Raw genomic sequence first — 25,921 nt, 5'->3', positions numbered from 1 at the left:
CTCACCTCAAGGTTCACGGCTGGCTTCGAGGCCCGGTTCGGACAGCCACCTGGCGACAACGAGTTGGTCAGCGCCACGCCGCAGGCGCGCGGGCCGCACAGGCGCACTCCGCGCAAGAGGACTGCCCTACGCGGCATCAGGACCTCTGCAGGAGCGGCCGCCTGACGTCGCCGTCTGCGGGCGGGATTGCTGTCACGGCTGCCCTTCCGTGGCCGGAGGGAACGTCGCGGCGATCTCCCGCAGGGTTCCGACCATGGCGACCAGGTCCTCATGACCACGACGACGAGGAAGCCGGCCCAAGACGAGCTTCCCATCGACATGGGGAGGCCTTGTGGACCGATGGAAGCCCGCTCCCGCATGCCCTCTACGATGACCCGCGGGACGGGCCGCAAGATCACCGTCCCCACGCTGACTGAACGCCAGTCGGCGCGTGACGCAAGGAGGACACGGGGGATGACCGACCAGACGCCGGGCAACGGCGCCATGCCTGCGCCGGGTGCACCGAGCTATGGATACCCGAACCAGAACATACCGCCGCAGCAACCCGCGGCAGCGGCGGGCTACGGCTACCCCACCGCGCAACCGCAGCAGGGCATGCCACCTGTGCCGCCGCAGGCTCAACCTGGCCAGCCGGGGATGCCTCCCACTGCACCGCCGATGGGCCAGCCCATGCCGCAGCAGCAGCCGTTCGGCCAGCCCGGCCCCTACCGGCAGGTCCCGTACCAGCAGGGCCAGTTCGTGCCGCAGGGGTCGTACCCGCAGAGCAGCCCCTACGCACAGGGCCAGCCCATGCCCGGCCAGCCCGGCCCCTACCAGCAAGTCCCCGGCCAGCAGCCGACCATGGCCCCGCCGATACAGGGCATGCCACCGATGCCGCCCGCAGGTCAGGGCGGCCCGAAGAAGGGCTTGCTCTACGGCGCGATCGGCGGCGGCCTCGCGCTGATCCTGATCATCGTCGCGGTCTTCGTGTTCAGCGGCGGCGGTGGCGGTGGCAACCCGCTGACCGGCGGGGGCAGCGCTCCCGCGCTGGCTTCCGGCTGGAGTACCCCCGTCGGCCCCTTTAAGGAGCAACTGGTCGGCACCTGGATCACAGACAAGAACCTGATCCGCGGAACCACTACCAACGAGGTGCGGGCGTATGACCTCGCCACCGGCAGCCTCGTATGGACCGTTCAGCCGCCCACGGGAGCCAACGTCCCGTGCAGCATGTCGTCCACGGTGTCGTCGTCCGGAGTCGGGACCATCGCCTACGGGACCGACGCCCACACCTGCACCGCCGTAGTCGGCGTGGACACCACCACCGGCCACGTGCTCTGGCACGCGTCGCTGGCCGGTTCCCCCAGCTCCGGTAGCACGCCCGGGAACGCGACCACCCTCCTCAACGGCAACGTCGCCGCCGTTGTCAGCGACACCGTGATCGGAGGATTCGACCTCAACAGCGGCACCCCGACATGGACGTACAAGCCGCGCGATCCGTCATGCAGTGACAGTGCCGCGGGTGCGGGAAACACCATCCTGATCGGCGACATGTGTTCCGAGGCCAATCAGCCCTACATGATGACTGCTCTGAACGCGACGACGGGCGCACAGCTTTGGCAGAAGCCCGTCTCGAACGGGTACACGGTCCAAGCTGCTTTCGCGGCCAGCCCGCTGGTCGCACAGGTTCAGGACGAAAGCGGCAACGGCAGCACCAACGTCTACGACAGCAGCGGCAACCCGACCCCTGTCAGCGCCGCCAGCGGGCTCGAGTCCAGCGGCCAGGGCGGTGGCGTTAGCAACACGCCGCTCGTGCAGATGGTGGGCAACACCCTGGTGTCCGAGACGACGGCCAAAATGCCGAACAGCTCGGACGACATGTTCGAAGTCGAAGCCATCGACGTGACGAGCAACAAGGTCCTCTGGACGTATAGCGGCGACAACAAGGCTGGGGCCGCTCTGGCCCTCGCTCCGCAAGCAAGCGGGAGCACGATCTTCGCTGTCTCCTCCCCTCCTCCCATGGGAGGGAGCGGCAACGGCGCGCTCGTCACACTGGACCCGACAACGGGCGCGGCAACCACCCTCGCAACGATGCCGTACTCATCGGGGCCCGAAATCACCGCCGCCAGCCCGGGCCCACTCGTGGTTCCTGGGAGCGGTTCCGCGCACCCTCGGGTGTACCTGGTCACTTCCGGATCCGTGCTGCCGGGCATCCACGAGTACAAGTAACTGTCGGCTGACTGGCAGGGTCTGCTCTGCGTCAGGTCCGCGCAGAACGGCCCCGGGACTGTCGTCCCGGGGCCGCGTCGATCAGTCAAACACTCGCATCAACTACTGCTGACGCGGCGGCTGCCCCTGCTGCTGGTAGGGGTTGTTCGGCATCTGCTGGTACGGCTGCTGCTGCGGCTGGCCACCATACTGGCCCGTCGGCGGCTGGTAGGGCTGCTGCGGAGCGTTCGGGTACGGGGGCGCCGTCGGGTACGCCGGCTCACCACCGCCACCACCGCTTCCACCGCGACGACGAGTGCGCGCGATGACCACGCCGATGATGACCAGGAGCACCACGCCACCGACGGCTCCAAGGCCGATAGCCATCCCGTTGCCGGACGAACCGCTGCTCGCGTTGGTCCCGGTCGTCACGGGTGCTGCGCTGGGGGACGACGACGAATCCGACGGCGCACCAGTCGCTTGCGGCAACGGACCGGCAGCCGGGCCAGCCGAGACGTTGGTGGTGAAGTCCGGCGAAGCAACACCGTAGCCATACTGCGGATCGGGAGCGGTGTGGCCCGAGGGCATGATTGCCGTCTTGATGATCCGGTTGACGACCTGACCTGCCGTCAAGCTCGGGTAGGCAGAACGGAAGAGCGCTGCAATGGCAGACACATAAGCAGCAGCGCCGCTGGTACCGTCAGCCTGACCCATCTGAGTGTCGCTGGCGCCTCCGTCTTGAAGAAGTGCAACTCCAGCACCCACCACAGTAATGTTGCCCGAATCCGATTTGGGCCAGATATTGGTGGACTGATCGACGGCACCAACTTTGACCACACCTGGATAGTCGCCGGGGTAAGATTGCGTGGAGTTGCCATCGTTGCCTGCGGCAGCCACAAGGACAACGTTATGCTGCTCGGCGTATGCGACCGCCTGTTCCTCAGCTACGGTCGGCGCCGCCGCACCAATGGACATGTTGATGACCTGAGCCCCATGGTCGACGGCGTAGCGGATGGCTTGAGGCACATAGTCACTGCCGCCGCCAAGGCTCTCAACGCCGGCACCGATTCCAATTGGCAGGATCTTGGCACCAGGTGCGAGGCCCATGATGCCGTCCTCACCGTTCGGCCCATGTCCGTGCCCCGCAATGAGACTGGCCATGCCGGTTCCGTGCCCAATTGGGGAGTGGTCGGTCCAGCCGTTGCCGCCAAATGCGAAATCCGTACCGGGGAGCACCTGTCCGGTCAGGTCGACGTGGGTGGCCCGCACTCCGGAGTCGATGACAGCGACCGTGATGCCCTTGCCAGTGGAGTGGTTCCACACCAGGTTGTTCTCGGCGCCGTACACCTTCAACGGCCACTGCGCCGCACGGGCTCCGTCATTGGCCTGTGCCACTGGCGACACGCCAATGACGAGGGCTCCAGCGAGCGCTGCCCCTCCGATTGCGTGCAGTGCTCGCTTGAAGCCCATACCCCGTCACCCCGCTCGCGTACGTTCAACAGTCGAGCAGGACACTACTTGAATCTCAGAACGTAATCACGCCCGGGTTCACCGGAGCGTCGACGCCCCAGGTCTCCTCGTCCTCGACGAGGTACTCGGCGCGGCCCTTACGCTGCTTCTTCTTGCCGGCGGCGTTCGCGAGACCGCCCAGGCCGCCCGCACCCATGCCGCCCTCGCCACCAGCGCCTGCAGCCCCCTCGCCTTCACCAGCCGCCATAGCTTCTTCGCCAACGCCACCGGCCTCACCCGCCGCGCTGCCAGAACCAGCGCCGCCAGCCAGGCCACTCGCGCCAAGGCCCGACATTCCAACCATGCCACCACCGAGGCCAGCTCCGCCAGCTCCGCCGCCAACACCGAGACCGCCGACGCCACCGACCCCACCGCCACCGCCGAAGCCACCGCCGGTGCTAAGGCCGCTGTGGAGCCCTCCCGCAACACCGTCGAGCTTGCCGCCGACGCCCCAGTTGTTACCTCCGAGCTGACCACCGTGGATTCCGCCCACGTTGCCTCCGCCCTGGAGCACCGACCCACCGTTGTTGACGCCGGGGGTGAAGGTGCCACCGGTTACGCCGCCGCCCGTGATGGGCTTGACCGCAACGTTTCCACCCTGGTTCGGCGGGAGGGGGGTGCCACCGACCGGGCTGCCGACGGGAGAGGTAGAAGTCGGCGGCTGGGGCCAAACCTTCCACGGACCATCCTTTGTGCCTGGCCCGCCAGCCAACTTGGCCGTCGCATCGTTGTACGACTGCCCGAGGTTCTGCATCAGCACAACGGCCTCTTGATGCGCCTGCTCCATGGCACTCAGTTGGCCGCCGTCCATCTGAAGGGCCTTCGTCAGACCGTACTTCACGGCGTCTTCATGGAACTGAACGTCGCTCTCGCCGCCCAGCGCACTTCCAACCTTGTCCCAAAAGCCCGGCTTGCTCGGGAAATTCCGCTGAGCACTCAACAAGGCGTCACTCGCGCTGTACACCGCGGTCGACGTGAGGGACGCATACTGAGCGCCGTTGTTCAGGCTTTCGTTCAGGTCAGAGGCGTTCTGCCGGAATGCATCCGCGGATGCACCGGACCAGTGCTCCAGCACGGTGTTGACGGTCGTCGAGAGCAGCTTGCTTGTTGCCTGCAGTTCAGTGGCGATACCAGCCCAGTGGTCGCCGGCCGTCCGCATCGCCACAGGGTCAGCATCCCGGATCATGGCATGGAGGGCGTCGTAACCTGCGGCAGCCTCAAAGTTGGTGGTGAAGCCCGCATTGCCCGTCTTCCCACCAGCATCTTGCTGAAGGAACTTCTTCCAGGCCGCGTCGCCCTGCTTCTGCTCTTCCTGCTGCTGCTTGATGTAGGCCTGTTCCGCCTGGTACTCACCGTATGCGTCTGGCATCAGGACATCCCCTTGTTGAACCCGCCAGCGGTGTTCGTTTCCTGGTCGGAGTAGGCCTTGTGGGCACTACTCGTCTTGCCCTGGAACTCCTGGATCATCTGCTGCAAGGTCCCGATCATGTTGGTGACGTCAGTCTGCATCGCCTGATGCGCGCTCAGCAGCGCCTGAGCCTCCAGGAAGCCATGACTACCCAACTGACTCTGCGTCAGGTTCGTCTGGTACTTGGCCTTGCCCTTCGTGGGATCCAAGCCATCCGCGACACTCTGAAGCTGTGTCATCGCCTGCTGAAGGTACCCGAGGTCTACCTCGTACCCATTCCCGGCTGCCATCTCTGCGACCGCCTCCCCGTTCGTTCGTACCGGCCCATGTACATGATAGGGATGTTCGCCGACAAGTTCGCTACCGGATACGGACCGAGACCCAGTCCCCCACGGCCTCCACCAGCGGAGGGATGACGTCCACCTCCGACTTACGCACCGCGAAGGCGTGATTGCCTGCCGGGAGCGCGATCAGACGGTGCGTCTGCTTCGGGAGCGGAGGGAACTCGTCCGGGCTGCCGAAGGGGTCGCGGGCGCCCTGGATGACGAGCGTCGGGATGCCTGTGGCCAGCAGTTCGTCGGCCCGCGAACGATCCGGCTTGCCTGGTGGGTGGAGCGGGAAGGCGAGGGCCACGACGCCCGCCGCACCCGTCCCAGCGCCCGTGCGGCAGGCAACCCGCGCGCCCGCGCTGCGCCCACCGACGAAAACCGGAACGTCCGGCCCGACCGCCTCCCGCACATGCGCGACGACCGGGAGCCACCCCGCGTCCAAGGTCTTCGGCGCGGGCGCAAGGCGCTTTCCGGCCACGCGCCAGGGCTGTTCGACCAGCCCGACCGCGACGGAGTCGACGCCCGCCGCGATCGCCTGGAGGTCCGGGGCCTCGATGCCGCCGCCCGCGCCGTGGCCGAGGAGGAGGACGCCGTGCGGGGCGCGGTCGCGGTGGTGCCAGGTGATCCGGGCGTCGCCGACGTCGGTCGGGACGAGTTCGGTCGCACTGCCAGGGGTCGCACGCATACGCCCAGCCTAGGACCCCTCGCGCTGCTGCTTTTCGCGGCGCATCCGGCGATTCTCCGTCAGGTTGCGGAAGGGGTTGGTGGTCGCCGTCACCGCCGCCGCCCGGACGTCACCGTCCGACCAGGTGCTGAAGCGTTCCAGGTAGGCGAGGACGACCAGGCGGGAGAGGCGGGGGTCATGGACGACGACTTCGTAGACGGCGGTCGGGCCGGCGTTGCGGACGAGGTCGAAGCCCGGCGATGTCGGGCCGGTGCAGCGGATGTGGGCGGAGAAGATCGCGTCCTCTACGCTTCGGCCACGGCCGCCCAGGCCGAACCCTGGGGCGAACTCGTCCAGCAGCCGGAATGCAGTACGCGCCGCACGGCGGCCGCCATTCAGTTCCTGGCGCACCGCGGTGAGCGTTTCAGGGAGACCCTGCTGCACGATCGGTGCCGCGTCGAAGTCGAGGCGTCGGCCGTTCGGCCTCGTCCCGCCCACCAGGACCTGCCCGGCGTCCCAGGCCTGCCCGAGTTTGACGTAGCCGAGCAACTGCTGCGGACCGAACGCCGGGTAGACGTAGTACGGCCGGACGTGCACGTCGTACGGATAGTCCTTGTGCATGCGCACGATCGGCTGCTGCTGCCCGGCCGGGTACACCAGAAAAGTGGTGTGACCGCGGCCGTAGTCGACCAGGACGGTGAATGCCGTCAACGACTGCAACAGATCCGACGAATCCGACGGAACGCCCATCGACGTGTCCCCCGCGTCCATATCGTCCCCCTTCACACCGACATACGGCCACACACCGTACCGGTGGGTACCGGGCACCACCATCGCGCTCCGCGTAATGCACCCGGTGACCCCGGCAGGACGTGCAAAGATGCCAGCGAAGACCGAAGACAGAGTCAATGACGTCAATGACGACAGTCGACAAAGGAGTCACGCAGCGTGCCTGGCACCAACCTGACCCGTGAGGAGGCCCGGACCCGGGCCGCGCTCCTGCACGTGGACGCCTATGAGATCGAGCTCGACCTGAGCGCGGCGGCGGAGGGAGGCACGTTCCGGTCCACCACCGTCGCCCGGTTCACCGCCGCCACCCCGGGTGCATCCAGCTTCATCGACCTGATCGCGCCCGCCGTGCACGAGGTCACCCTGAACGGGGTGGCGCTCGACCCGGCCGAGGTGTTCGCGGACAGCCGGATCACGCTGCCGTCGCTCGCGGCCGAGAACGAGCTGCGCGTCGTAGCGGACTGCGCCTACAGCAGCACCGGCGAGGGCCTGCACCGCTTCGTCGACCCGGTCGACCAGCAGACCTACCTCTACACGCAGTTCGAGGTCCCGGACGCGCGCCGCGTGTTCGCCTCGTTCGAGCAGCCGGACCTCAAGTCCACCTTCCAGTTCACCGTCACGGCCCCGACCGGCTGGAAGGTCATCAGCAACGAGGTCTCCCCCGAGCCGGAGAAGGGCGAGGTGGAGAACACCGAGGTGCACCGGTTCCCGGCCACGCCGCGGATGTCCACCTACATCACCGCGCTGATCGCCGGTCCGTACTACGGCGTGTTCAGCGAGTACGTGAGCCCGGACGGCGAGCAGCGGGTGCCGCTGGGCATCTACTGCCGTCCCTCGCTGTCGCAGTTCCTGGACGCGGACCACATCTTCGACGTGACCCGCCAGGGCTTCGACTACTTCCAGGACAAGTTCGACTTCGCCTACCCGTTCTCCAAGTACGACCAGCTGTTCGTGCCGGAGTTCAACGCGGGCGCGATGGAGAACGCGGGCGCAGTGACCATCCGCGACCAGTACGTCTTCCGCTCCAAGGTGACGGACTCCGCCTACGAGGGCCGGGCGACCACGATCCTGCACGAGCTGGCGCACATGTGGTTCGGCGACCTGGTCACCATGGAGTGGTGGAACGACCTCTGGCTGAACGAGTCGTTCGCGACCTTCGCGGAGACCGTCTGCCAGGCCGAGGCCGAGGGCACCCGCTGGCCGAACATCTGGACGACCTTCGCCAACGAGATGAAGACCTGGGCCTACCGCCAGGACCAGCTGCCGTCCACCCACCCGATCATGGCGGAAATCAACGACCTGGAGGACGTCCAGGTCAACTTCGACGGCATCACCTACGCCAAGGGCGCGTCGGTGCTGAAGCAGCTGGTCGCCTACGTCGGCCAGGACGCGTTCTTCGCGGGCGTGCAGGCGTACTTCAAGCGGCACGCGTGGGGCAACACCCGCCTTTCCGACCTGCTGACCGCGCTGGAGGCGACCTCCGGACGCGACCTGAAGGCCTGGTCGAAGGCGTGGCTGGAGACAGCCGGTATCAACATCCTCCGTCCCGAGCTGGAGGTCGGCGCCGACGGTGTGATCACCTCCTTCGCCGTCCGCCAGGAGGCCCCGGCGCTTCCGGCGGGTGCCCGGGGCGAGGCGGTGCTGCGTCCGCACCGGATCGCGATCGGCCTCTACGAACTGGACGGCGCGGCGCTCAAGCGCGTCGAGCGGATCGAACTGGACATCGAGGCGGCCGAGCTGACGGAGGTTCCGCAGCTGGTCGGCCGCGACCGTCCGGCGGTGATCCTGCTGAACGACGACGACCTCACCTACTCCAAGATCCGCCTGGACGAGGTCTCGCTGGCCAACGTCACGCAGCACATCGCGGACTTCGCCGACTCGCTGCCGCGCGCCCTGTGCTGGGCCGCCGCCTGGGACATGACCCGTGACGGCGAGATGGCCACCCGCGACTACCTGGAGCTGGTCCTGCACGGCGTCAGCCGCGAGACGGACATCGGCGTCGTCCAGTCGCTGCAGCGTCAGGTCAAGCTGGCCGTCGAGCTCTACGCCGCGCCGGAGTGGAAGGCCACCGGCCGGGCCAAGCTGGCCGAGGCCGCCGAGCAGCTGCTGCGCGGCGCGGAGCCGGGCAGCGACCACCAGCTGGCGTGGGCGCGGGCGTTCGCCGCTTCGGCGTCGAGCGTCGAGCACCTCGCGCTGCTGTCCGGCCTGCTGGACGGCTCGGTCGAGATCGAGGGCCTGGCCGTCGACACGGAGCTGCGCTGGGCACTGCTCGGGCGGCTCTCGGCCGCCGGTGTCGCCGACGAGGCCGCGGTGATGGACGAGCTGGAGCGCGACGCCACGGCCGCGGGTGAGGCGCACGCCGCCACCTGCCGTGCGGCGCGCCCGACGGCGGAGGCCAAGGCCGCCGCCTGGGCCTCCGTGGTGGAGGCGGAGACGCTCTCCAACACCGTGCAGGAGGCCGTGATCCGCGGCTTCATGCAGACCGAGCAGGCGGACCTGCTGGCGTCCTACACGGAGAAGTACTTCGCCGCGATCAAGGGCATCTTCGAGCAGCGCTCGCACGAGATGGGCCAGCAGATCGTCGTCGGCCTCTACCCGACGATCCAGGTCTCCACGGACACCCTGGAGGCCACGGACGCGTGGCTCGCGGCAAACGACCCGGCCCCGGCGCTGCGCCGCATGGTCGTCGAGTCCCGCTCCGGCGTCGAGCGCGCGCTGCGCGCCCAGGCGGCGGACCACGCCGCGGGGGCGTGAACCCGGTTCGGTAGTGGCTGACCGCTGACCGACGGAGCACGACAGAGAACGACAGAGGGTGGTGCCGGGCGCTTCACGCGCCGGGCACCACCCTCCGTCGTGATTCCGACGGGTGGTCAGTGACCGCCTGCCGCCTGCTCCTGGAGCAGACCGGCGATCCGGGCCAGGTCGTTGATGCCGTCGATGACACCGTTGATGTCCGGCGTCGCGCCGCCGTTCATGACCAGGTAGTAGGTGTAGTAGTGGCCGGCGCAGACCTCCATGTAGCCGCCGATGGCCAGACCGCCCTCCGCGATCTGCGTGTTGAGGGCGTCCTCGGTGGCCGTCACGCCGGTCTTGCCCCAGACCTTGCCCTTGCCGGGACAGGTGGGGCTGCCCAGGCAGACGTCGGCGAGCCCGCCGTTCACACCCAGCAGCGGCAGCGCGTCGCGGAAGACCTTCGCGTCCGGGGTGTGCAGCCAGTAGTGCAGGATCTCGTTGATGCCCTTGGGCGTGACCCGGTCGGTGGGGTTGCCGCCGCGCCCGTCCAGCAGCTGGAACTGCATCGGATCGATCCCGGCCTGCACCAGGAACCGGTGGAGCACCGGGAAGCCGTCACCGCACTGGTGGCTGTGCGCGGAGACCGCCTGGAGACAGACCGCCAGGTTGGCCCCGAGATTGTGGCTGACCTTGAAGATCAGCTTCACGTACTGGGAGAAGACCGGCGACACGTAGGCGGCGACGGTCGGCCCGCTGTAGGAGCCGGGCAGCAGCCGGACCGGGTTGGGTCCGGTCGGGGCGGCGCTGACGGTGACCCCCGCGCGCCGGAGCGCCTCGATCAGGGCGGTGCGCCCGAAGGCCGCCGGGTTCTGGATGTTGGAGATGCGCAGCTGCGGCTGCGAGCCCGCGGCGATGGTGCCGGAGAGGTGGATCCGGGTGCCGTCGGGTGACGCGGTCACAGCGATGTTCGTCGTGCCGCCCGCAGCCACGGTCCGCACGCTGGAGGTGACCTGGTACGGCGCGACCTGAGGACGCCAGAGCAGCTTGGCCGCGTGGCCCGGCGTGGTCGCGGTCGAGAGCAGGTCGATGACGTTGTCGTTGATGATCAGCGGATCCGGCGCCGGGTCGAAGGCCGGGAACGTGGTGAATAGCCGGTTGTCGACGACGACGTTGCCCTGCACGTGGGTGATGCCCGAGTGGCGGACCTGCTGGGCGATCTGGTCGATGCCCGCGAGCGGGTCCTCCGGGGTGAGCTGCGCGCCGGGGACGTCGTTGGCGTAGGTGTGGTCGACCGGGCGGTAGTCCACCGTCCCGTCCGGGCGCGTCCGGCCGCCCATGGTCAGGTCACCCTTGGCCACCAGGGACAGCGCCCCGTCCAGAGTGGACCCGTGCCGCGTGCCGAGTTGCCGCACGGGCGTGCTGAACCGGTAGTCGGCGCCCAGCACGTGCAGCGCCCCGGAGACGGCCACCAGCTTGGCGGTCGATCCGGGGACGAACATCTGGTCGGGGTACTGGGAGTGGATGACCCGACCGGTCTGGTCGTCGATCTCCAGCAGGCCCCACTGCGCGTGCGCGTAGGCGGGCTTGTGCATGATCGCTTCGATGTCGGGACTGAGGGCGGCGTCCCGGTGCGCGGCGGCGGGGCCCCCTGCCGCTGTCGTCAACGCGGTGACCAGCGCCGCGGTCAGGGCCGTGGCCCAGCGACGCCAGGGTCTGGCGGTCAGACTCATCCATTCACCTGTTCCGGCCCGTGCCGACGGCATGGCCCTGCGTGCGGAGGTGCGTGCGGTGCTCCGAGCGGTGCTCCGAGCAGAGCTCCGAGCGGAGCTGCGTGCGGAGCTGCTGTGAGCACCTCAGTGGTACCTCGGCCGGGACGGCTCCCTACCTCCGCTCCCGGCCTTTCACTCGCCCGTGGCAGCAGCAGAGGTGATGATGCGTCAGTTGCGCGTGGCCGCCGGGCTGCCACCGGGGCTCACCCCTCCCGCAGCACCGCGCCCAGCTCCGCCGTCCGCTCCGCCGAGGCGAGGCTTTCCAGAGTGGTCGGCTTGCCGTCGGCGTCCGCGATGGGAAGGCGCCAGTTGGGGTACTCCGTCGAGGTGCCCGGCAGGTTCTGCGGGCGGGGGTCGCCGACCGTGTCCGGGAGCCAGACGCCGACCAGCTTGGCGGGGGTGCGCAGCAGGTAGCGGTGGAGGGCTCCGACGGCGTCGGGGAGGTGGCGGCCGTCCGGGGGCTCCAGCAGGTCGGCGGCCGGGCCCTCGCCGTAGGGCGGGACGGTCATCAGGCCCTCGCGGGCCAGCTCGCCGAGCCACTCCTCGCGCTCTTCGTCGTCCTCCGCCTGCTCCTCGGCCAGCGGCTTGTTCAACAGGCCGAGGCGATGCCGCAGTTCGACGTGCTCGCCGCTGAGCCGGGCGGCGGTGCTGGGCAGGTCGTGGGTGGTCAGCGTGGCCAGGCACTGCTCGCGCCAGCGGTCGGGCGGGAGCGGCGAGCCGCCGCCCTTCTCGGACCAGTCGCGTTCGAACCAGAGCACCGACGTGCCCAGCACGCCCCGGCCCTCCAACTCCTCGCGGACGCCCGGCTCGACGGTGCCGAGGTCCTCGCCGATCACGATCGCGCCCGCGCGCTGCGCCTCCAGCGCCAGGACGCCGAGCATCGCCTCGGGGTCGTAGCGGACATAGGTGCCCTCCGTCGGCGGGCGGCCCGCCGGCACCCACCAGAGCCGGAACAGGCCCATGACGTGGTCGACCCGGAGCCCGCCCGCGTGGCGGAGGTTGGCGCGCAGCAGGTCGGCGAAGGGCGCGAAGCCCGCGTCGGCGAGGGCGTCCGGGCGCCACGGCGGCAGGCCCCAGTTCTGGCCGTGCGCGTTGAACGCGTCCGGCGGCGCGCCCGCGCTGATGCCGTCGGCCAGGCAGTGCTGCAACGCCCACGCGTCCGCGCCGTCCGGGTGGACGCCGACGGCGAGGTCGTGGACCAGGCCCAGCGGCATTCCGGCCGCGCGCGCCGCGTCCTGGGCGGCGCCGAGCTGTTCGTCGACCAACCAGGCCAGCCAGCAGTGGAAGTCGACGCGTCCGGCCAGCTCGGCGCGGGCGCGCAGCACCGCCGCGCTGCCGGGATCGCGCAGCCCGCCGGGCCAGCGTCGCCAGTTCGGCCCGTGCACCTCCGCGAGCGCGCACCAGGTCGCGTACTGGAGCAGGCCGTCGCCCTCGCGGCGCAGGAACGCCTGGTAGGCGGCCTCGCGGCCGACGCTGCGCGGGACGGCGTGGAGCACCCGCAGCGCCTCGCTCTTGGCGGCCCAGACCGCGTCGCGGTCGATCAGCGCCTCCTCGACCAGCACCTCCTCGCGCAGCCGCGCGCCGCGCAGCGCGGCGTCCCGTACCCGTTCGCGCTGTTCGGCCGTCAGGTACGCGTACTCGGGGACGGCCTCGACGCGCAGGTGCGCCGGGTCGGCGAAGCGGCGCGAGGAGGGGCGGTAGGGCGAGGGGTCCGAGTGACCGTCAGGTCCCGGCGGCATGCCCGCGTGCAGCGGGTTGACCTGGACGAAGCCCGCGCCGAGGGTGTGGCCGGACCAGAGCGCGAGGTCTGCCAGGTCGCCGAGGTCGCCCATGCCCCAGGAGCGCTCGCTGAGCAGTGAGTAGAGCTGGACCAGGAAGCCCCAACTGCGCTGCTCCGGCCCGGCCAGCCGGTCCGGGGCGACCAGCAGCGGCGCGGCGGCGGAGAGCCGGTCGCCGAGGCGGGCGCAGAGGGTGTGGCGGCCGACGGGCAGGTCCGCCGGGATCGGCCGGGTCTCCCCCGCTTCCCCGCGGTGGGCGCCGCGGGGGAAGGGCGTCGGCAGGGTGACGCTGCCGCCGTCCTCCAGCTCGACCCAGGCCTCGGCCGCGCCGGGCAGCGCCACCTCCTCGGTGCGTCCGGCGCGGACCACGACCGCGCGCGGAAGCAGCCGCTGCGCGCGCCGGGCGTACAGGCCCTGGAGCGCCTCGTCGGCCCGCGCGGTGTCCCCGGCGTCGACGCCCATCGCGGCCAGCACCGCCACCAGGGTCGTCTCGGGCACGGGCCGGCCCTCGAACTCGGTGTCCACCCCGTAGGCGTGGGCGAGCATGTGAAGCGCGCCTGCGCCAGGGGAGTTCGGAGGTTGGGCGGCGGCCACGTGGTCTCCTCGTTGCGCGGTGTCGGACCCTGTGTGCAGGGTGTCGCAGGACGCGGGCGGCGCGGCGTCGCGACACGGACCGCGCTTCCGGCCCGGCGGGGCACCTTGTCACCTACCCAGGCGGGTGGCTCTTCGACACCGGCAAACGGGTGGTGACGCGCGCGGCACCGGGCGGTTGCCAACACGCCCGTACGTTGACATGTCGTGGCCGGAGATGGTGGGGTTGAACCCGTTCGGCGGAGTTCAGCCAGGCGGTTCCGGGGGCGCGTGCGACTCTTCGCCGATCTCCTGGCCCGCGTACGGGCGCGAGCGACGCCTGCGACGCTCGGAGGCTGTCGGCTGGATCGGCCCGGCTCCAACGGGCGCGACCGCTGCACGCTTCCGACCAGGCATCAGGAGTCCCCGTGGAGGACCACCGGCCCGCTCCGGCCAACGACGGGATCGTCGCGGCCCTCGGCAGCAGTCTGCGGCGGACCATCGCCGAACACACCGGCCTCCAGAACCTGTTCGGCTCCGCGCCCGCGCTGAGCGCCCGCCGGACCGCCGCCCGCACCGCGCGCCGTCTCGCGCCGGAGACGGCGGACCGGCTGATCTCCCAGTTCAAGGGCACCGCACCATTGCTGGCGCTGAGCAGCCGGATGAGCGCGCAGGTGGGCGCGCAGATGCGCAACCGCAGTGCGGCGCTACGGGCCAGTGCCGCGTTCACCGTCGCCGCCGTGGTCGGCGGCGGGCTGGTCGGCTCGGCCGGACCGGCCGCCGCCCTCACGCCCAACGCCGTTGCCAGGACCGTCGGCGTGGGAGCCACCACCGGCGGCGCGCGGAGCGGCAACGCCGGCAACACGGCCAATGCGAGCAACACGGGCAATACGGCCAACACGGCCGGACTCTCGCACGCCACCTCGGGCGCGCCGAGCGGCGGCGCGGACGTCTCCGGGCCTGCCATCTACCCGCGCCCGCAGCGCGAGCACACCCAGGGCACGGCCGTCGCCAAGCCGGCCCGGGTCGCGCTCGCCGCCGCGCCGCACGCCGACCCGGGCGCTCTCGCCGTGCTGAAGGCGGCGCTCCAACTCGCGGGCGTGCGCAAGGTGGACACCGTCTCCCCCGACACCGACCCGCAGCCGGGCGTGCTGACGATCTACCTCGGCGGCGGCGCCGAGGGCGCGAGCGGCGGCACCGACCGCGCGCTGCGCACGCTCTCGACCCCCACCTCGGCCGTCCCCTCGCCCAGCGGCCTGCCCGCCGGCGGCTACGTGCTCGCCACCGGCAGCGCCACCGTGGGCACGCCCGGCAAGACCGCGCCGGCCGGCATCGCCGTGCTGGCCGGAGTCGACGCGGACGGCACCTTCAACGCGGTGCAGTCGTTCCGGCAGATCCTCGGCCAGGGCGGCGCGCTGCCCGGCCTGGTCGTCCAGGACTGGCCCTCCTCCGTCCGACGCGGCGTCAGCGAGGGCTTCTACGGCACGCCGTGGACCACCCAGCAGACCGTCGACATGCTCGACTTCATGGGGCGGACCAAGCAGAACTACTTCCTGTACGCGCCGGGCGACGACCCTTACCGCTCGACGCTGTGGCGCAACCCCTACCCCGCCTCCCAGCAGGCCGGGCTGCGGACGATCACCCAGGCCGCCGCGGCGGACCACATCACCGTCGCCTACTCGCTCTCGCTCGGCGGCTCGCTCTGCTACACCTCCAACCAGGACCAGAACGCCCTGGTCGCCAAGCTGCAGCAGCTGTGGTCGCTGGGCGTGCGCTCCTTCCAGCTCGACTTCTCCCAGGCCACCTACTCCCACTGGCACTGCCAGGCCGACGCCGACGCCTACGGCCACGGCCCGGAGGCGGCGGCCCGCGCGCAGGCGGACCTGGTCGACGTGGTGCTGCGGCGGTTCATCACCCAGCACCCGGACGCCGACGCGCTGACCCTGCTGCCCAGCGAGTACTACCAGGACGGCAGCACCCCCTACCGCACCGCGCTGGCCAAGGAGTTGGACCCCAGCGTCCTCGTCGTCTGGACCGGCGTCGGCGTGCAGCCCGCCACCATCACCGCGAGCGACCTGACGGGGGCCCAGCAGGCGTTCGGCCACCCGCTGGTCACCGAGGACAACTACCCCGTCAACGACTCCGCGCAGGACCGCCTCTACCTCGGCGCGTACGAGGGCCGCGACCCGTCCGTGGCCAGCGACGCCGCCGGACTGCTGGTCAACGCCATGCAGCAGCCCGTGGCCTCGCGCATCCCCCTCTTCACCGCGGCCGACTTCGCCTGGAACCCCGGCGGCTACCAGCCGCAGGGGTCCTGGCAGGCCGCCGTCGCCGACCTGGCGGGCCAGAGCGGCCTATCGGGGCAGGACAGCGCATCCGGGCAGGACGGCGCATCCGGGCACGGCGGTGCATCCGGCCAGGACTCCCGGAAGGCCCAGGCCTCGCAGGCCGCCGTCGCCGCGCTCTCCGCACTGGCGGGCAACAGCGCCTCGTCCCCTCTCGGGCAGACGGAATCCGCCTACCTGCGCCCGTTGTTGGACGCCTTCTGGTCAGCGTTCGAACCGGCCTCGCCCCGGCCGAACTCCGACGATCCTGCTGCGACGGCCGCCCGCTCCCAGGCCGCCGCCCAGCTCCGTGCCGCGTTCACCACCATGGCACAGGCCACTGACGATCTGGCCCAGGTCGACGGCGGACAGCTGGAGTCCGAGGACGACGCCTGGGTCGCCCAGCTCGCGGGCTACGGCCAGGCCGGGCAGACCGCCGTCGACATGCTGAGCGCCCAGCGCGCGGGCGACAACGCGACCGCCTGGAAGCTCCGGCTGAGCCTCGCCCAGCAGGAATCCGCTCTGGACGACAACGGCGTCACCGTCGGCGACGGCGTGCTGGACCCGTTCCTGGACCGCGCGCTCAAGGCCTCCGACAGCTGGGCCGGGCTCGACACCGGCCAGCTGACCGCGACCAGCAGCATGGGCACCGCGCAGAACGACGACCCGGCCCTGATGGTCGACGGCGACCCGAACACCTACTACTGGTCCGCCGACCCGCCGCAGACCGGGGACAGCTTCGGCGTCGACCTCGGCAGCGCCACCCCGGTGCGCAGCGTCCACATCCTGATGGGCGGCCCGGCGGGCGACGTCGCCGCGGGCGACATCATGCAGGACGCGGTGCTGGAGTACGCCACCGACGACAGCGGCTGGCAGACCATCGGCACGTACCACGGTCAGTCCGAGATCGACGCGACGCTGCCCTCCGGCGTCGTCGCCCGCTACCTGCGGCTGCGCTCGACCGGCACCCAGGACAGCTCGGTCGCGGTCCGCGACTTCAGCGTCACCACGCCGTTCACCACGCCGATGACGGCCGACGGCCCCGCCGCCGCGTCCGGCTACCCGCTGGCCAACCTGGTCGACGGCGACCTCGACTCCCCCTACCGTGCGGCGTCCGCCGCGCAGCCGGGCGACGCGGTCACGGTGACACTGGGTCAGACTCGCCCGCTGAACCGGGTCGTGGTGCTGACGGATCCGAGTACGTACGCGCCCGGCACCGTCGAGGTGCACAGCGCGGACAAGGGCTGGACCGCGATAGGAGCGGTCGCCCGCGACGGCTACACCGAGCTGGACGCCGACCCGAAGCTGAAGGTCGACCGGATCCGGATCGCCTGGACCGGCGGCGCGAACAGCCCCGCGGCGGTCGTCTACCAGGTCGTCCCCTGGTACGCGGACACGCCTCCGGCGACGCTGCAGCTCGCCCAGCAGAGCGTCGACCTGCAGTCGGGCGGCGGCTCGGTGCCGGTGGGCGGGGTGCTGCAGGCGCAGGGCGTCGGCGGAGCGACGGGCACGGTGACGGCCCAGCTGCCCGCTGCCGCGAAGGGCCTGACCGTCAGCGGCACCGGCCCGGTCGCGCTCCCCCGCGGCGGCGCGGCCGACGTCCCGCTGGGCTTCGCGGCGGCGGCGAACACGCCGACGGGGACGTACACGGCGCACGTCGTCTTCACCGTCGGTGGGCGGGTCGCGACGCAGGACGTCACGGTCCACGTCTACCCGAAGACCGGCGGCCCGGACCTGGCCCTCACCGCGACGGCGTCCTCCTCGGCGGACGAGACCGCGGACTTCCCGGCCACCAACGTCAACGACGGCGATCCGACCACGCGGTGGTCCTCGCCCGCGGACGACAACGAGTGGGTCCAGCTGCAGTTGGCGCAACCGGCGGTGATCGGCGAGGTCGGCCTGCAGTGGCAGGACGCGTACGCGTCGAAGTACCAGATCCAGACCTCGATGGACGGTCAGAACTGGACCACCGTCGCCACGGTGAACAACGGCCAGGGTGGCGCCGAGACCGTCCGGTTCGGCGCGGTGAACGCGCTGTACGTGCGCATGCAGGGCGTGGCACGGGCGACCAGGTTCGGCTACTCGCTGTGGGGCATGAACGTCTACGCGGTCACCAACCCGCCGGCGTCCCTCACCCCACCGCCGGGGTCGACCGCGAGCCCGTCCCCGAACCCGTCGAGCACGCCGAGCCCGTCCCCGACGGACACGGCAACGCCGGACCCGACGGACACCTCGACCCCGGATCCGTCCGCCTCCGCGACCCCCTGAGCAGATCTTTCAGACCAGGCACGCGGGGAAGTCGCACCATCCAGGGGCGCGGCAGCACAGGCTCGGCCTCTCGCGCGCACGCGGCGGAGCCGCATATCGGCAGAGCCCCGCGCCCCCGGGTAAGTGCGACGTCCCGTCTGCCCGGGGTAACGAAAAGGCCCCGGGGAGACGCGCGCGTCTACGCGCTGAGCTCCACCGGGGCCCCTGGGGGCGCTCCGCCGGCTTGATGAAGGGCTTGGACTGGCGCGAGATGCGCCAACTCCTCCGCCGTTCCGTAGGGCTCCAGGTACGGGCGCCAGCGCGGGTCGCGGTGGCCCGTGCCGATGATCCGCCAGGCGAGGCCGGTCGGAGGGGCAGGGGTCCGCTTCATCCGCCAGCCGAGATCGGCGAGGTGGCGGTCCGCCTTGACATGGTTGCACCGGCGACACGCGGCGACGACGTTGTCCCACGCGTGCTGCCCGCCACGGCTGCGCGGAATCACGTGGTCGACGCTGGTTGCGACGCCACCGCAGTACACGCAGCGCCCGCCGTCGCGGGCGAACAGCGCCCTGCGGGTCAGCGGGACCGGGCCACGGAACGGGACTCGGACGAAACGGGTCAGCCGGACGACGGACGGCGCCGACATGGCTGAGGTCGCACTGTGCATGAGTACCCCGGTGTCCTCGAGGCTCACCGCCTTCTTGTCGAGGACGAGGACCAGGGCGCGTCGTAGTGACACGACACCCAGTGGCTCGTAGGACGCGTTCAGGACCAGAACTTGCGGCACGAGGGCCTCCCTTTCCGCCGACGGCGCGTGGCTCGCGCCGGGACGACTGATCACCCGGACGGGGTGATCTCCTGACAGTGTCGCCGCCCGAGGTGCCGGGGCGCCACCATGTCCTGAGGTCCGACCGGGTGTGTGCTCCCCCACACCGGAAGCCCACATCGCCATCATGCCCACAGTCACCGCAGGTGAAGCACGGTAACGGCGGGTCAGCGGAGTGATCCACACACCCCTCTCGCGCCCCCTCGGGTTTGCCTCGGGTTCGGGGCCGGTGGCTACTCTGGGGCGATGCCCAGCCAGACCTCTACAACTTCCACTCCGACCTCCCCCACGGTCTCCCTGCACGACGCGAGCCAGGCCGTCGGCTACGTCAGCCAGCACTGGCAGGCCTGGGTCACCGACGCCCTGCGCATCATCTTCATCGCGGTCATCGCGCTGGTGGTGCGCGCCGTGGTGGTGCGGCTGATCGACAAGATGGTCGAGAAGATGGCCAACAGCACCTCGCACCACCACTCGGAGAGTGCGTGGATGTCGGGCCTGCTGGCCAACGCGGAGCGACGGCGGCAGCGGTCCCAGGCGATGGGGTCGGTGCTGCGCAGTGTCTCTTCCTTCGTGATCCTCGGCACAGCGGCGATCACCATCCTGCCGGTGCTGGGGATCAACCTGGCTCCGCTGCTGGCCAGCGCGGGCGTCGCCGGTGTCGCGATCGGTTTCGGCGCGCGCAACCTGGTGACGGACTTCCTCTCCGGCGTCTTCATGATCCTTGAGGACCAGTACGGCGTCGGCGACCAGATCGACACCGGGGTGGCCACCGGCACCGTGCTGGAGGTCGGCCTGCGGGTGACCAAGCTGCGCGGGGCGGGCGGGGAGATCTGGTACATCCGCAACGGCGAGGTGAAGCGGATCGCCAACCTGAGCCAGGGCTGGGCGACCGCCAGCGTGGAGATTCCGCTCGGCTACCACGAGGACCTGGACCGGGTGAAGGAGCTGATCCTGGCCGCGGCGGAGGAGATGGACAAGGAGGAGGAGTGGGCCGAGACGCTGATCGAGCCGGTCAAGGTGCTGGGCGTCGACTCGCTGGCCGCCGACTCGATGATCGTCCAGGTCTCGGTCAAGGTGCTGCCTGGCAAGTCGCTGGGCGTCGCGCGTGAGCTGCGCCGCCGGATCAAGATCGCCCTGGAGCAGGCGGGCATCCGCCTCGGGGTCACCGTGCCCGTCGAGGACGCCGTTCCGGCCCAGCGCGCGGCAGCGGACATCAACGCACCGTCGGTCCTCGGCGACCCGATGAGCGCGCAGTCGCGCGGCACCGCGCCGATACCGGGCCTGGACGACCCGACGCAGAAGTAGACACCCCACAGACACCCGTACGCGAGGGCGCGGGCACGACCGCTCACCGGTCGGCCCGCGCCTTCTGCGTCTGCCGGCGCCTGCCGATGCCTGCCGGCGTTTGCCGGCGCGTGCACGTTTGCTGACTCAGGTAATCCGTTGTAAAGTACAACTTAAGTCTTAGTTGTAAATACCAACCGCTTTTCTGGGGTGATCATGTCCGCCACCGCCGCGCCCTCCGAACGCGCCGTACTCCGGCGCGTCCTCACGCACCTGCTACTGCCGCTGCTCATGTGCCTCGGCATGGGTCTCGCCTACGAGAGCGCGTTCCACGCGCCGTCGCCGCACCACATGAAGGTCGCGGTCATCGGCACCACCCCGCAGGCGGACGTATTGGCCCAGACGATCAAGGACCAGGCCGGCGACGCGCTCGACGTCACCACCCTGCCGAGCACGGACGCGGCCAAGGCGCAGATCATGAACCGCTCACTGGTCGCCGCCTACCAGCCCAGCGCCACCGGCTCCGCCTCCCCGCAGTTGTACGTCGCCACCGCCAACTCCGGCACCGACGTCGAGGTCGCCACGAAGATCTTCACCACCGTCGCCTCGCTCCAGCACCAGCCGCTGGCCACGGTCGACCTGACCCCGATGCCGACACAGGACCCGACCAACCAGGCGCTCTTCTTCCTGCTGGTGGCGATCAGCATCGGCTCCTACGGCAGCGTGGCCGTGATCGGCGGCGCGGGCGCGGCGCTGCAGGTGCGGACACAGGCGGCGCTGTGCGTCGGCGTCTCGTTCACGGTCGCGGTCATCGGGACGGTTCTGGCCGGACCGGTCTTCGACTTCGTCCACCACGACCTGGCCGGGCTCTTCGCACTCGCCTGGGTCTACTCCTTCGCGGTGGCCGGGATCGGAACCGTGCTGCACCACTTCCTGGGCCGCTGGACCACGCTGGGCACGATGCTGCTCTTCGTGATGCTGAACTTCACCTCCTCCGGCGGCGTCTTCCGCCCCGACCTGCAGAACGGCTTCTTCGGTTCACTGCACTCGTTCTGGATCGGCTCGGGCTTCGTCGAGGGCGCGCGGAGCATGATCTACTTCGACGGCCGCGGCGGCTTCGCCACCGACGTGTGGATCCTGATCATCTGGGCGCTGGTCGCCGTCGTCGGACTGGGCGTCACCGGCCTGGTCAAGTCCCGGAAGTCGCAGGCCCCGACGCTCGTCACGGCGTCGAACGTCTCGGCTGCGGTTCCGGCCCAGGCCGTCCACAGCAACGTCCCGGAGGGCGACGTCCCGGAGGGCGACGTCCGGGAGGGCGACGTCCGGGAGGAAGAGGAGGAGGCCGTCTCGGTCTGATCCACTCCCGCTCCCCAGGGACGAATGCCCCGGGTAACGCTTCGGTCTCCAAGAGAATCGAGGCGTTCCCGGGGCATTGACATCCCCTCGCCCGCAGCCGTACGTTCCTGGCCAACCGTTAGGAAAGTTTCCTTCCAGTTCAGGGGCTCAGTCGTCCTCGCTGAAGGCGACGCGAGGAGAGTGAGGGAACGCCATGGCGACCGGCCGCAGCAACCCCTCGCAGCCCGGCACCCCGAGGCTGCTGCGAGCGATCAACGACCGGGCCGCGCTGGAGCTGCTGCTCGAAGAGGGCCCCCTGTCCCGGAGCCAACTCGGCGCGCTGACCGGGCTGTCCAAGCCCACCGCCTCCCAACTGCTCGCCCGGCTGGAGAGCGCCGGACTGGTCGTCCCCGTCGGCACCACCGCCGGACGGCCGGGGCCCGGCGCACAGCTCTACGAGATCAACCCGCGTGCCGCCTACGTGGCCGGGCTGGATGTCAGCCCCGAGCGGGTCCGGGTCTCCATCGCGGACGTCACCGGACACGTGGTCACCGAGCACCGGCTGCCGCAGCACGCGGACGACCCCGGCCAGGCCGTGGAACAGGTCGGGCGCGCCCTCGACGTCGCCACCACCGCAGCGGGCCTCGACCGGAGCGACCTGCGCGCCGTCGTCATCGGCACGCCCGGTGCGCTCGACCCGGCCACCGACGAACTCCGGTACGCCGCACACCTTCCCGGCTGGCACTCACCCCGCCTGCTGGAGGAGCTGACCGCGGACCTCGGTGTCCCGGTCGCGCTGGAGAACGACGTCAACCTGGCCGCCGTCGCCGAACAGCGCGTAGGACTGGCAAGGGGCGTCCAGGACTTCGTGCTGCTCTGGGTCGAGGCGGGCATCGGCGCCGCCCTGGTCCTGGGCGGCCGGATGCACCGCGGCCACACCGGCGGCGCGGGCGAGATCGGCTACATGCCGATGCCGGGCGCGCCGCTGATCAAGAACCCCGAGCTGGAGACCGCGAACTCGGGCGGCTTCCAGGAACTGGCCGGTGCCCCGGCCGTGTTGGACCTGGCCCGGGAGCACGGACTCGACAGCGACACGGCGCAGGCCGCCGTCGCCGACGCGGTCCGACGCGCGGAGGCAGGCGAGGACGCGGAAGCGGGGGACGCCAGGAACCTGGGGGACGCGGGGGACGCGTTCCTGCGCACCCTCGCCGAGCGCCTGGCCACCGGCCTCGCGGCGGTCGTCGCGGTGGTCGACCCGGAGCTGGTCGTGCTGAGCGGCGCGGTCCCGCGCGCCGGGGGCGAACGCCTGCGGGCGCTGGTGCAGGAGGAGTTGTCGGGGCTGGCCGTGCCCCGGCCGCGCCTGCTGCAGAGCGAGCTGTCCGGCTCCCCCGTCGTCATCGGCGCGCTGCAGACCGCGTTGGCGACCGCGCGAGAGCAGGTCTTCTCCACCCACTGACCCACCTGCTGACCCAACTGCCGACCCACCCACCGAACCACTCACTGACCCGCACCACAGGCACCACCGGCACCAATCTCGCACCGCCGCACCATCGGCACCTCGCAACGGACCGGCACCCGCACCCGCACCTGGCCGCGCCCGTAGCCCCGTGCATCCACCACCGGTCCGAACCCACTGGAGTCCCCGTGTCGACTGCCCTCCCCCGCAGAGGACGCCGCGCCCTGGCGGCCCTCGCCGTGACGGCCTCGCTCGCACTCACCGCCGCCGCCTGCACCGGCCAGCCCAACACCGGCGCGCAAGGCGGCACCGGGACCGACAACAAGCCGGTCACCATCACCTTCTGGCACGGCTGGAGCCAGCCCAACGAGCTCGCCGCGATCAACACGGACATCGCCGCGTTCGAGAAGCTGCACCCGAACATCAAGGTCAACGCGGTCAAGGCGGTGTCCGGCGACACCATCACCCAGGGCCTGCGGGCCACCGGCGCCAGCGCGCCCGACGTGGTCTCCGACTTCTCCACCACCGACGTCGGCAAGTTCTGCTCGACCGGCGCGTTCGTCAACCTGGACCCGCTGATAGCGAAGGACGGGATCGACCCGAAGACCACCTTCTCGCCGACCATGCTCAGCTACACCCAGTACAAGGGCGACCAGTGCTCGCTGCCGCTGCTGGGCGACGCGTACGGCCTCTACTACAACGTCGACATGTTCAAGGCCGCGGGCATCGCCTCGCCGCCGAAGACCTTCTCCGAGCTGGCCGCCGACGCGGTCAAGCTGACCAAGGGCGACGGGTCGCAGCAGCTCGGCTACATGCCGCTGTGGGACTACTACGAGCAGAACACCGGCTACGTGGGCGGCCAGTACAACCCGACGTACTTCACCCCGGACGGCAAGTCCGCCCTTTCGAGCGACCCGACCTGGCCGGCGCTGTTCTCCTGGCAGAAGAGCCTGGTCAGCCAACTGGGCGGCTACGCCCACCTGGAGAAGCTGCGCACCGGTTACGGTGACGAGTTCGCCGCCAACGCCTTCGACAAGGGCAAGGTCGCGATGCAGCTGGACGGCGAGTGGCGCATCTCCAACCTGCAGCAGGACAACGTCCCGTTCCACTGGGCCACCGCGCCGTTCCCGGTCCCGGACAGCATGGCGGCCGACTACGGCATGGGCTTCCAGACCGGAACCATCATCGGCATCAACCGCAACAGCCAGAAGCAGGCCGCAGCCTGGGATTTCGTGAAGTTCATGACCACGGACACCAACGCCCTGGTCACCTTCGCCAACGCGATAGACAACGTGCCGAGCACCCTGGCCGCGCTCAAGTCGCCCGACCTGAAGCTGCCGAGCACCTTCCAGACCTTCCTGAACGTCGCGGCCGACCCCAAGTCGGTCACGCAGCCCGCCACTCCGGACGGCGACAACTACGTCACCATCCTGCAGAACCTGGGCCTGGATCTGCAGTCCGGCAAGCAGACCGACGTGACGGCCGGGCTGAAGAAGGCCGACACGGACATCGACAACTCGCTCGCCCAGGCAGGGGCGCAGTGACCTCCACCAGTTGACGCTCCGTCAACGTCCGCCGACCCGTCAACATCCGGCCCGGTCGAGACGCGTCCCGCCTCGACCGGCCCGGCCGGCAGCGCCCGGAACCCGCCCCAACTCCTCCCCCGTCACCCGGTGGTGAACGTCATGAGCAGCACGACAGCCGAGACCGGCCTGTCCCCCACCCCGCGCCGGGCGCGCGCAAGCAAACCCCCGGTCGCGCCCGCGCTCAAGCGCAAGCGCCGCCGCGAGCTGCGGGTGGCGCTGGCCTTCCTCTCCCCCTGGCTGATCGGCTTCGCGATCTTCTTCGCCTACCCGCTGATCTCCACCGTCTACTTCTCCTTCATGCACTACGACGGCTACAACCCGCCGAACTTCGTGGGCCTGAAGAACTGGAACTACGTCCTCACGGAGAACCCGTACTTCTGGCAGGCCATGCGGAACACGCTGTGGCTGGTCGTGGTCATGGTCACGCTGCGGGTGATCTTCGGGCTCGGCATCGGGATGCTGATCACCAAGATCAAGACGGGCGCCGGTTTCTTCCGTACCGCCTTCTACCTGCCGTACCTGGCCCCGCCGGTGGCGGCCACCATCGGCTTCGCCTTCCTGCTCAACCCCGGTACCGGGCCGGTCGACCACCTGCTCGGCAAGCTCGGGCTGCCGCAGCCCGGCTGGTTCAACGACCCGAACTGGTCCAAGCCCTCGCTGGTGCTGCTGGCGGTGTGGGGCATCGGCGACCTGATGGTCATCTTCATGGCGGCGCTGCTGGACGTGCCGACCGAGCAGTACGAGGCGGCGTCGCTCGACGGCGCGGGCCCGTTCCAGCGGTTCCGGTACGTGACGCTGCCGAACATCACGCCGATCATCATGTTCGCCGTGGTCACCGGCGTGATCCAGACGCTCCAGTTCTACACCCAGGCGATCGTCGCGGGGCAGGTCGCCTCCGGCGTGATCAGCGGCGCGGGAACGAACTACGTCCCCGGCTACCCCAGCGGGTCGACCTGGACCGTTCCCCAACTCGTCTACAACCTCGGCTTCCAGAGCAACGACGACATCGGCTCGGCCTGCGTGGTCTCGCTGGTCCTCTTCGTGCTCGCGATGGCCTTCACCTCCCTGCTGATGCGCCGGCGCTCCGGCCTCATGGGCGACGACTGAGCAGGAAAGGGGCCCATCAGACC

At 70.4% G+C, this 25,921-nt stretch carries 16 protein-coding genes; 8 read left to right on the top strand and 8 right to left on the bottom strand.

The features are described from left to right. The first annotated feature begins 453 nt into the window (after positions 1–453). Positions 454–2,205, top strand: coding sequence for a PQQ-binding-like beta-propeller repeat protein (locus tag ABH928_RS07190; protein WP_370063298.1), 1,752 nt, complete (start codon positions 454–456; stop codon positions 2,203–2,205). A 102-nt stretch (positions 2,206–2,307) separates the two neighbouring features. Here the strand turns inward: ABH928_RS07190 and ABH928_RS07185 are convergent, their stop codons facing one another. The 5 genes from ABH928_RS07185 to ABH928_RS07165 all read right to left on the bottom strand — a co-directional run bounded on the left by ABH928_RS07185 (position 2,308) and on the right by ABH928_RS07165 (position 6,865). Next, positions 2,308–3,654: a S8 family serine peptidase gene (locus tag ABH928_RS07185; protein ID WP_370063296.1), complete on the bottom strand. Its 1,347-nt coding sequence runs from the start codon at positions 3,652–3,654 to the stop codon at positions 2,308–2,310. Positions 3,655–3,709: 55 nt separating this feature from the next. Continuing rightward, positions 3,710–5,062 carry a WXG100 family type VII secretion target gene (locus tag ABH928_RS07180; protein ID WP_370063294.1) on the bottom strand — a complete coding sequence of 451 codons (1,353 nt, stop codon included), beginning with the start codon at positions 5,060–5,062 and terminating at the stop codon, positions 3,710–3,712. Continuing rightward, on the bottom strand, positions 5,062–5,340 hold the full coding sequence (locus ABH928_RS07175; protein WP_370063292.1) for a hypothetical protein: 279 nt from the start codon (positions 5,338–5,340) through the stop codon (positions 5,062–5,064). Before ABH928_RS07175 ends, ABH928_RS07180 begins: the two co-directional genes overlap by 1 nt. 121 nt (positions 5,341–5,461) lie before the next feature. Next, on the bottom strand, positions 5,462–6,115 hold the full coding sequence (locus tag ABH928_RS07170) for an alpha/beta family hydrolase (protein WP_370063290.1): 654 nt from the start codon (positions 6,113–6,115) through the stop codon (positions 5,462–5,464). Between the two features lie 9 nt (positions 6,116–6,124). Further along, positions 6,125–6,865 (bottom strand): hypothetical protein, encoded by a 741-nt coding sequence (locus ABH928_RS07165; RefSeq protein WP_370063288.1) that lies wholly within the window; start codon positions 6,863–6,865, stop codon positions 6,125–6,127. 177 nt (positions 6,866–7,042) lie between these two features. Between ABH928_RS07165 and pepN the strand changes: the two genes are divergently transcribed. Continuing rightward, complete coding sequence (gene pepN, locus ABH928_RS07160) at positions 7,043–9,637, top strand: aminopeptidase N (RefSeq protein ID WP_370063286.1); 2,595 nt, start codon at positions 7,043–7,045, stop codon at positions 9,635–9,637. Positions 9,638–9,753: 116 nt separating this feature from the next. Here pepN and dacB read toward each other — a convergent pair whose 3' ends face one another. Then, positions 9,754–11,346 (bottom strand): D-alanyl-D-alanine carboxypeptidase/D-alanyl-D-alanine-endopeptidase, encoded by a 1,593-nt coding sequence (dacB, locus tag ABH928_RS07155; RefSeq protein ID WP_370063284.1) that lies wholly within the window; start codon positions 11,344–11,346, stop codon positions 9,754–9,756. A gap of 242 nt (positions 11,347–11,588) precedes the next feature. After that, on the bottom strand, positions 11,589–13,709 hold the full coding sequence (gene malQ / locus ABH928_RS07150; RefSeq protein WP_370063791.1) for a 4-alpha-glucanotransferase: 2,121 nt from the start codon (positions 13,707–13,709) through the stop codon (positions 11,589–11,591). Positions 13,710–14,161: 452 nt separating this feature from the next. Here malQ and ABH928_RS07145 point away from each other — a divergent pair, with 452 nt between their 5' ends. Beyond that, positions 14,162–18,325, top strand: a complete 4,164-nt coding sequence (locus tag ABH928_RS07145) for a beta-N-acetylglucosaminidase domain-containing protein (protein WP_370063282.1) — start codon at positions 14,162–14,164, stop codon at positions 18,323–18,325. Between the two features lie 178 nt (positions 18,326–18,503). Here the strand turns inward: ABH928_RS07145 and ABH928_RS07140 are convergent, their stop codons facing one another. After that, positions 18,504–19,091 (bottom strand): HNH endonuclease, encoded by a 588-nt coding sequence (locus ABH928_RS07140; protein WP_370063280.1) that lies wholly within the window; start codon positions 19,089–19,091, stop codon positions 18,504–18,506. A gap of 285 nt (positions 19,092–19,376) precedes the next feature. Here ABH928_RS07140 and ABH928_RS07135 point away from each other — a divergent pair, with 285 nt between their 5' ends. The 5 genes from ABH928_RS07135 to ABH928_RS07115 all read left to right on the top strand — a co-directional run bounded on the left by ABH928_RS07135 (position 19,377) and on the right by ABH928_RS07115 (position 25,898). Next, on the top strand, positions 19,377–20,435 hold the full coding sequence (locus tag ABH928_RS07135) for a mechanosensitive ion channel family protein (protein WP_370063278.1): 1,059 nt from the start codon (positions 19,377–19,379) through the stop codon (positions 20,433–20,435). A 195-nt stretch (positions 20,436–20,630) separates the two neighbouring features. Beyond that, positions 20,631–21,770, top strand: a complete 1,140-nt coding sequence (locus ABH928_RS07130; protein ID WP_370063276.1) for a hypothetical protein — start codon at positions 20,631–20,633, stop codon at positions 21,768–21,770. Positions 21,771–21,963: 193 nt separating this feature from the next. Next, positions 21,964–23,205, top strand: coding sequence for an ROK family transcriptional regulator (locus tag ABH928_RS07125; protein WP_370063274.1), 1,242 nt, complete (start codon positions 21,964–21,966; stop codon positions 23,203–23,205). Positions 23,206–23,393: 188 nt separating this feature from the next. Beyond that, positions 23,394–24,749 (top strand): extracellular solute-binding protein, encoded by a 1,356-nt coding sequence (locus tag ABH928_RS07120; protein ID WP_370063271.1) that lies wholly within the window; start codon positions 23,394–23,396, stop codon positions 24,747–24,749. Between the two features lie 141 nt (positions 24,750–24,890). Next, positions 24,891–25,898 (top strand): carbohydrate ABC transporter permease, encoded by a 1,008-nt coding sequence (locus ABH928_RS07115; RefSeq protein ID WP_370063269.1) that lies wholly within the window; start codon positions 24,891–24,893, stop codon positions 25,896–25,898. The last annotated feature ends 23 nt before the right edge of the window (positions 25,899–25,921 follow it).

Origin of the sequence: Streptacidiphilus sp. MAP5-3, from assembly GCF_041262505.1 — a bacterium.
In the GTDB taxonomy this organism is placed as follows: domain Bacteria; phylum Actinomycetota; class Actinomycetes; order Streptomycetales; family Streptomycetaceae; genus Streptacidiphilus.
Note: the sequence above shows the minus strand (reverse complement) of the source record. Positions and strands in the feature narration are given on the sequence as shown.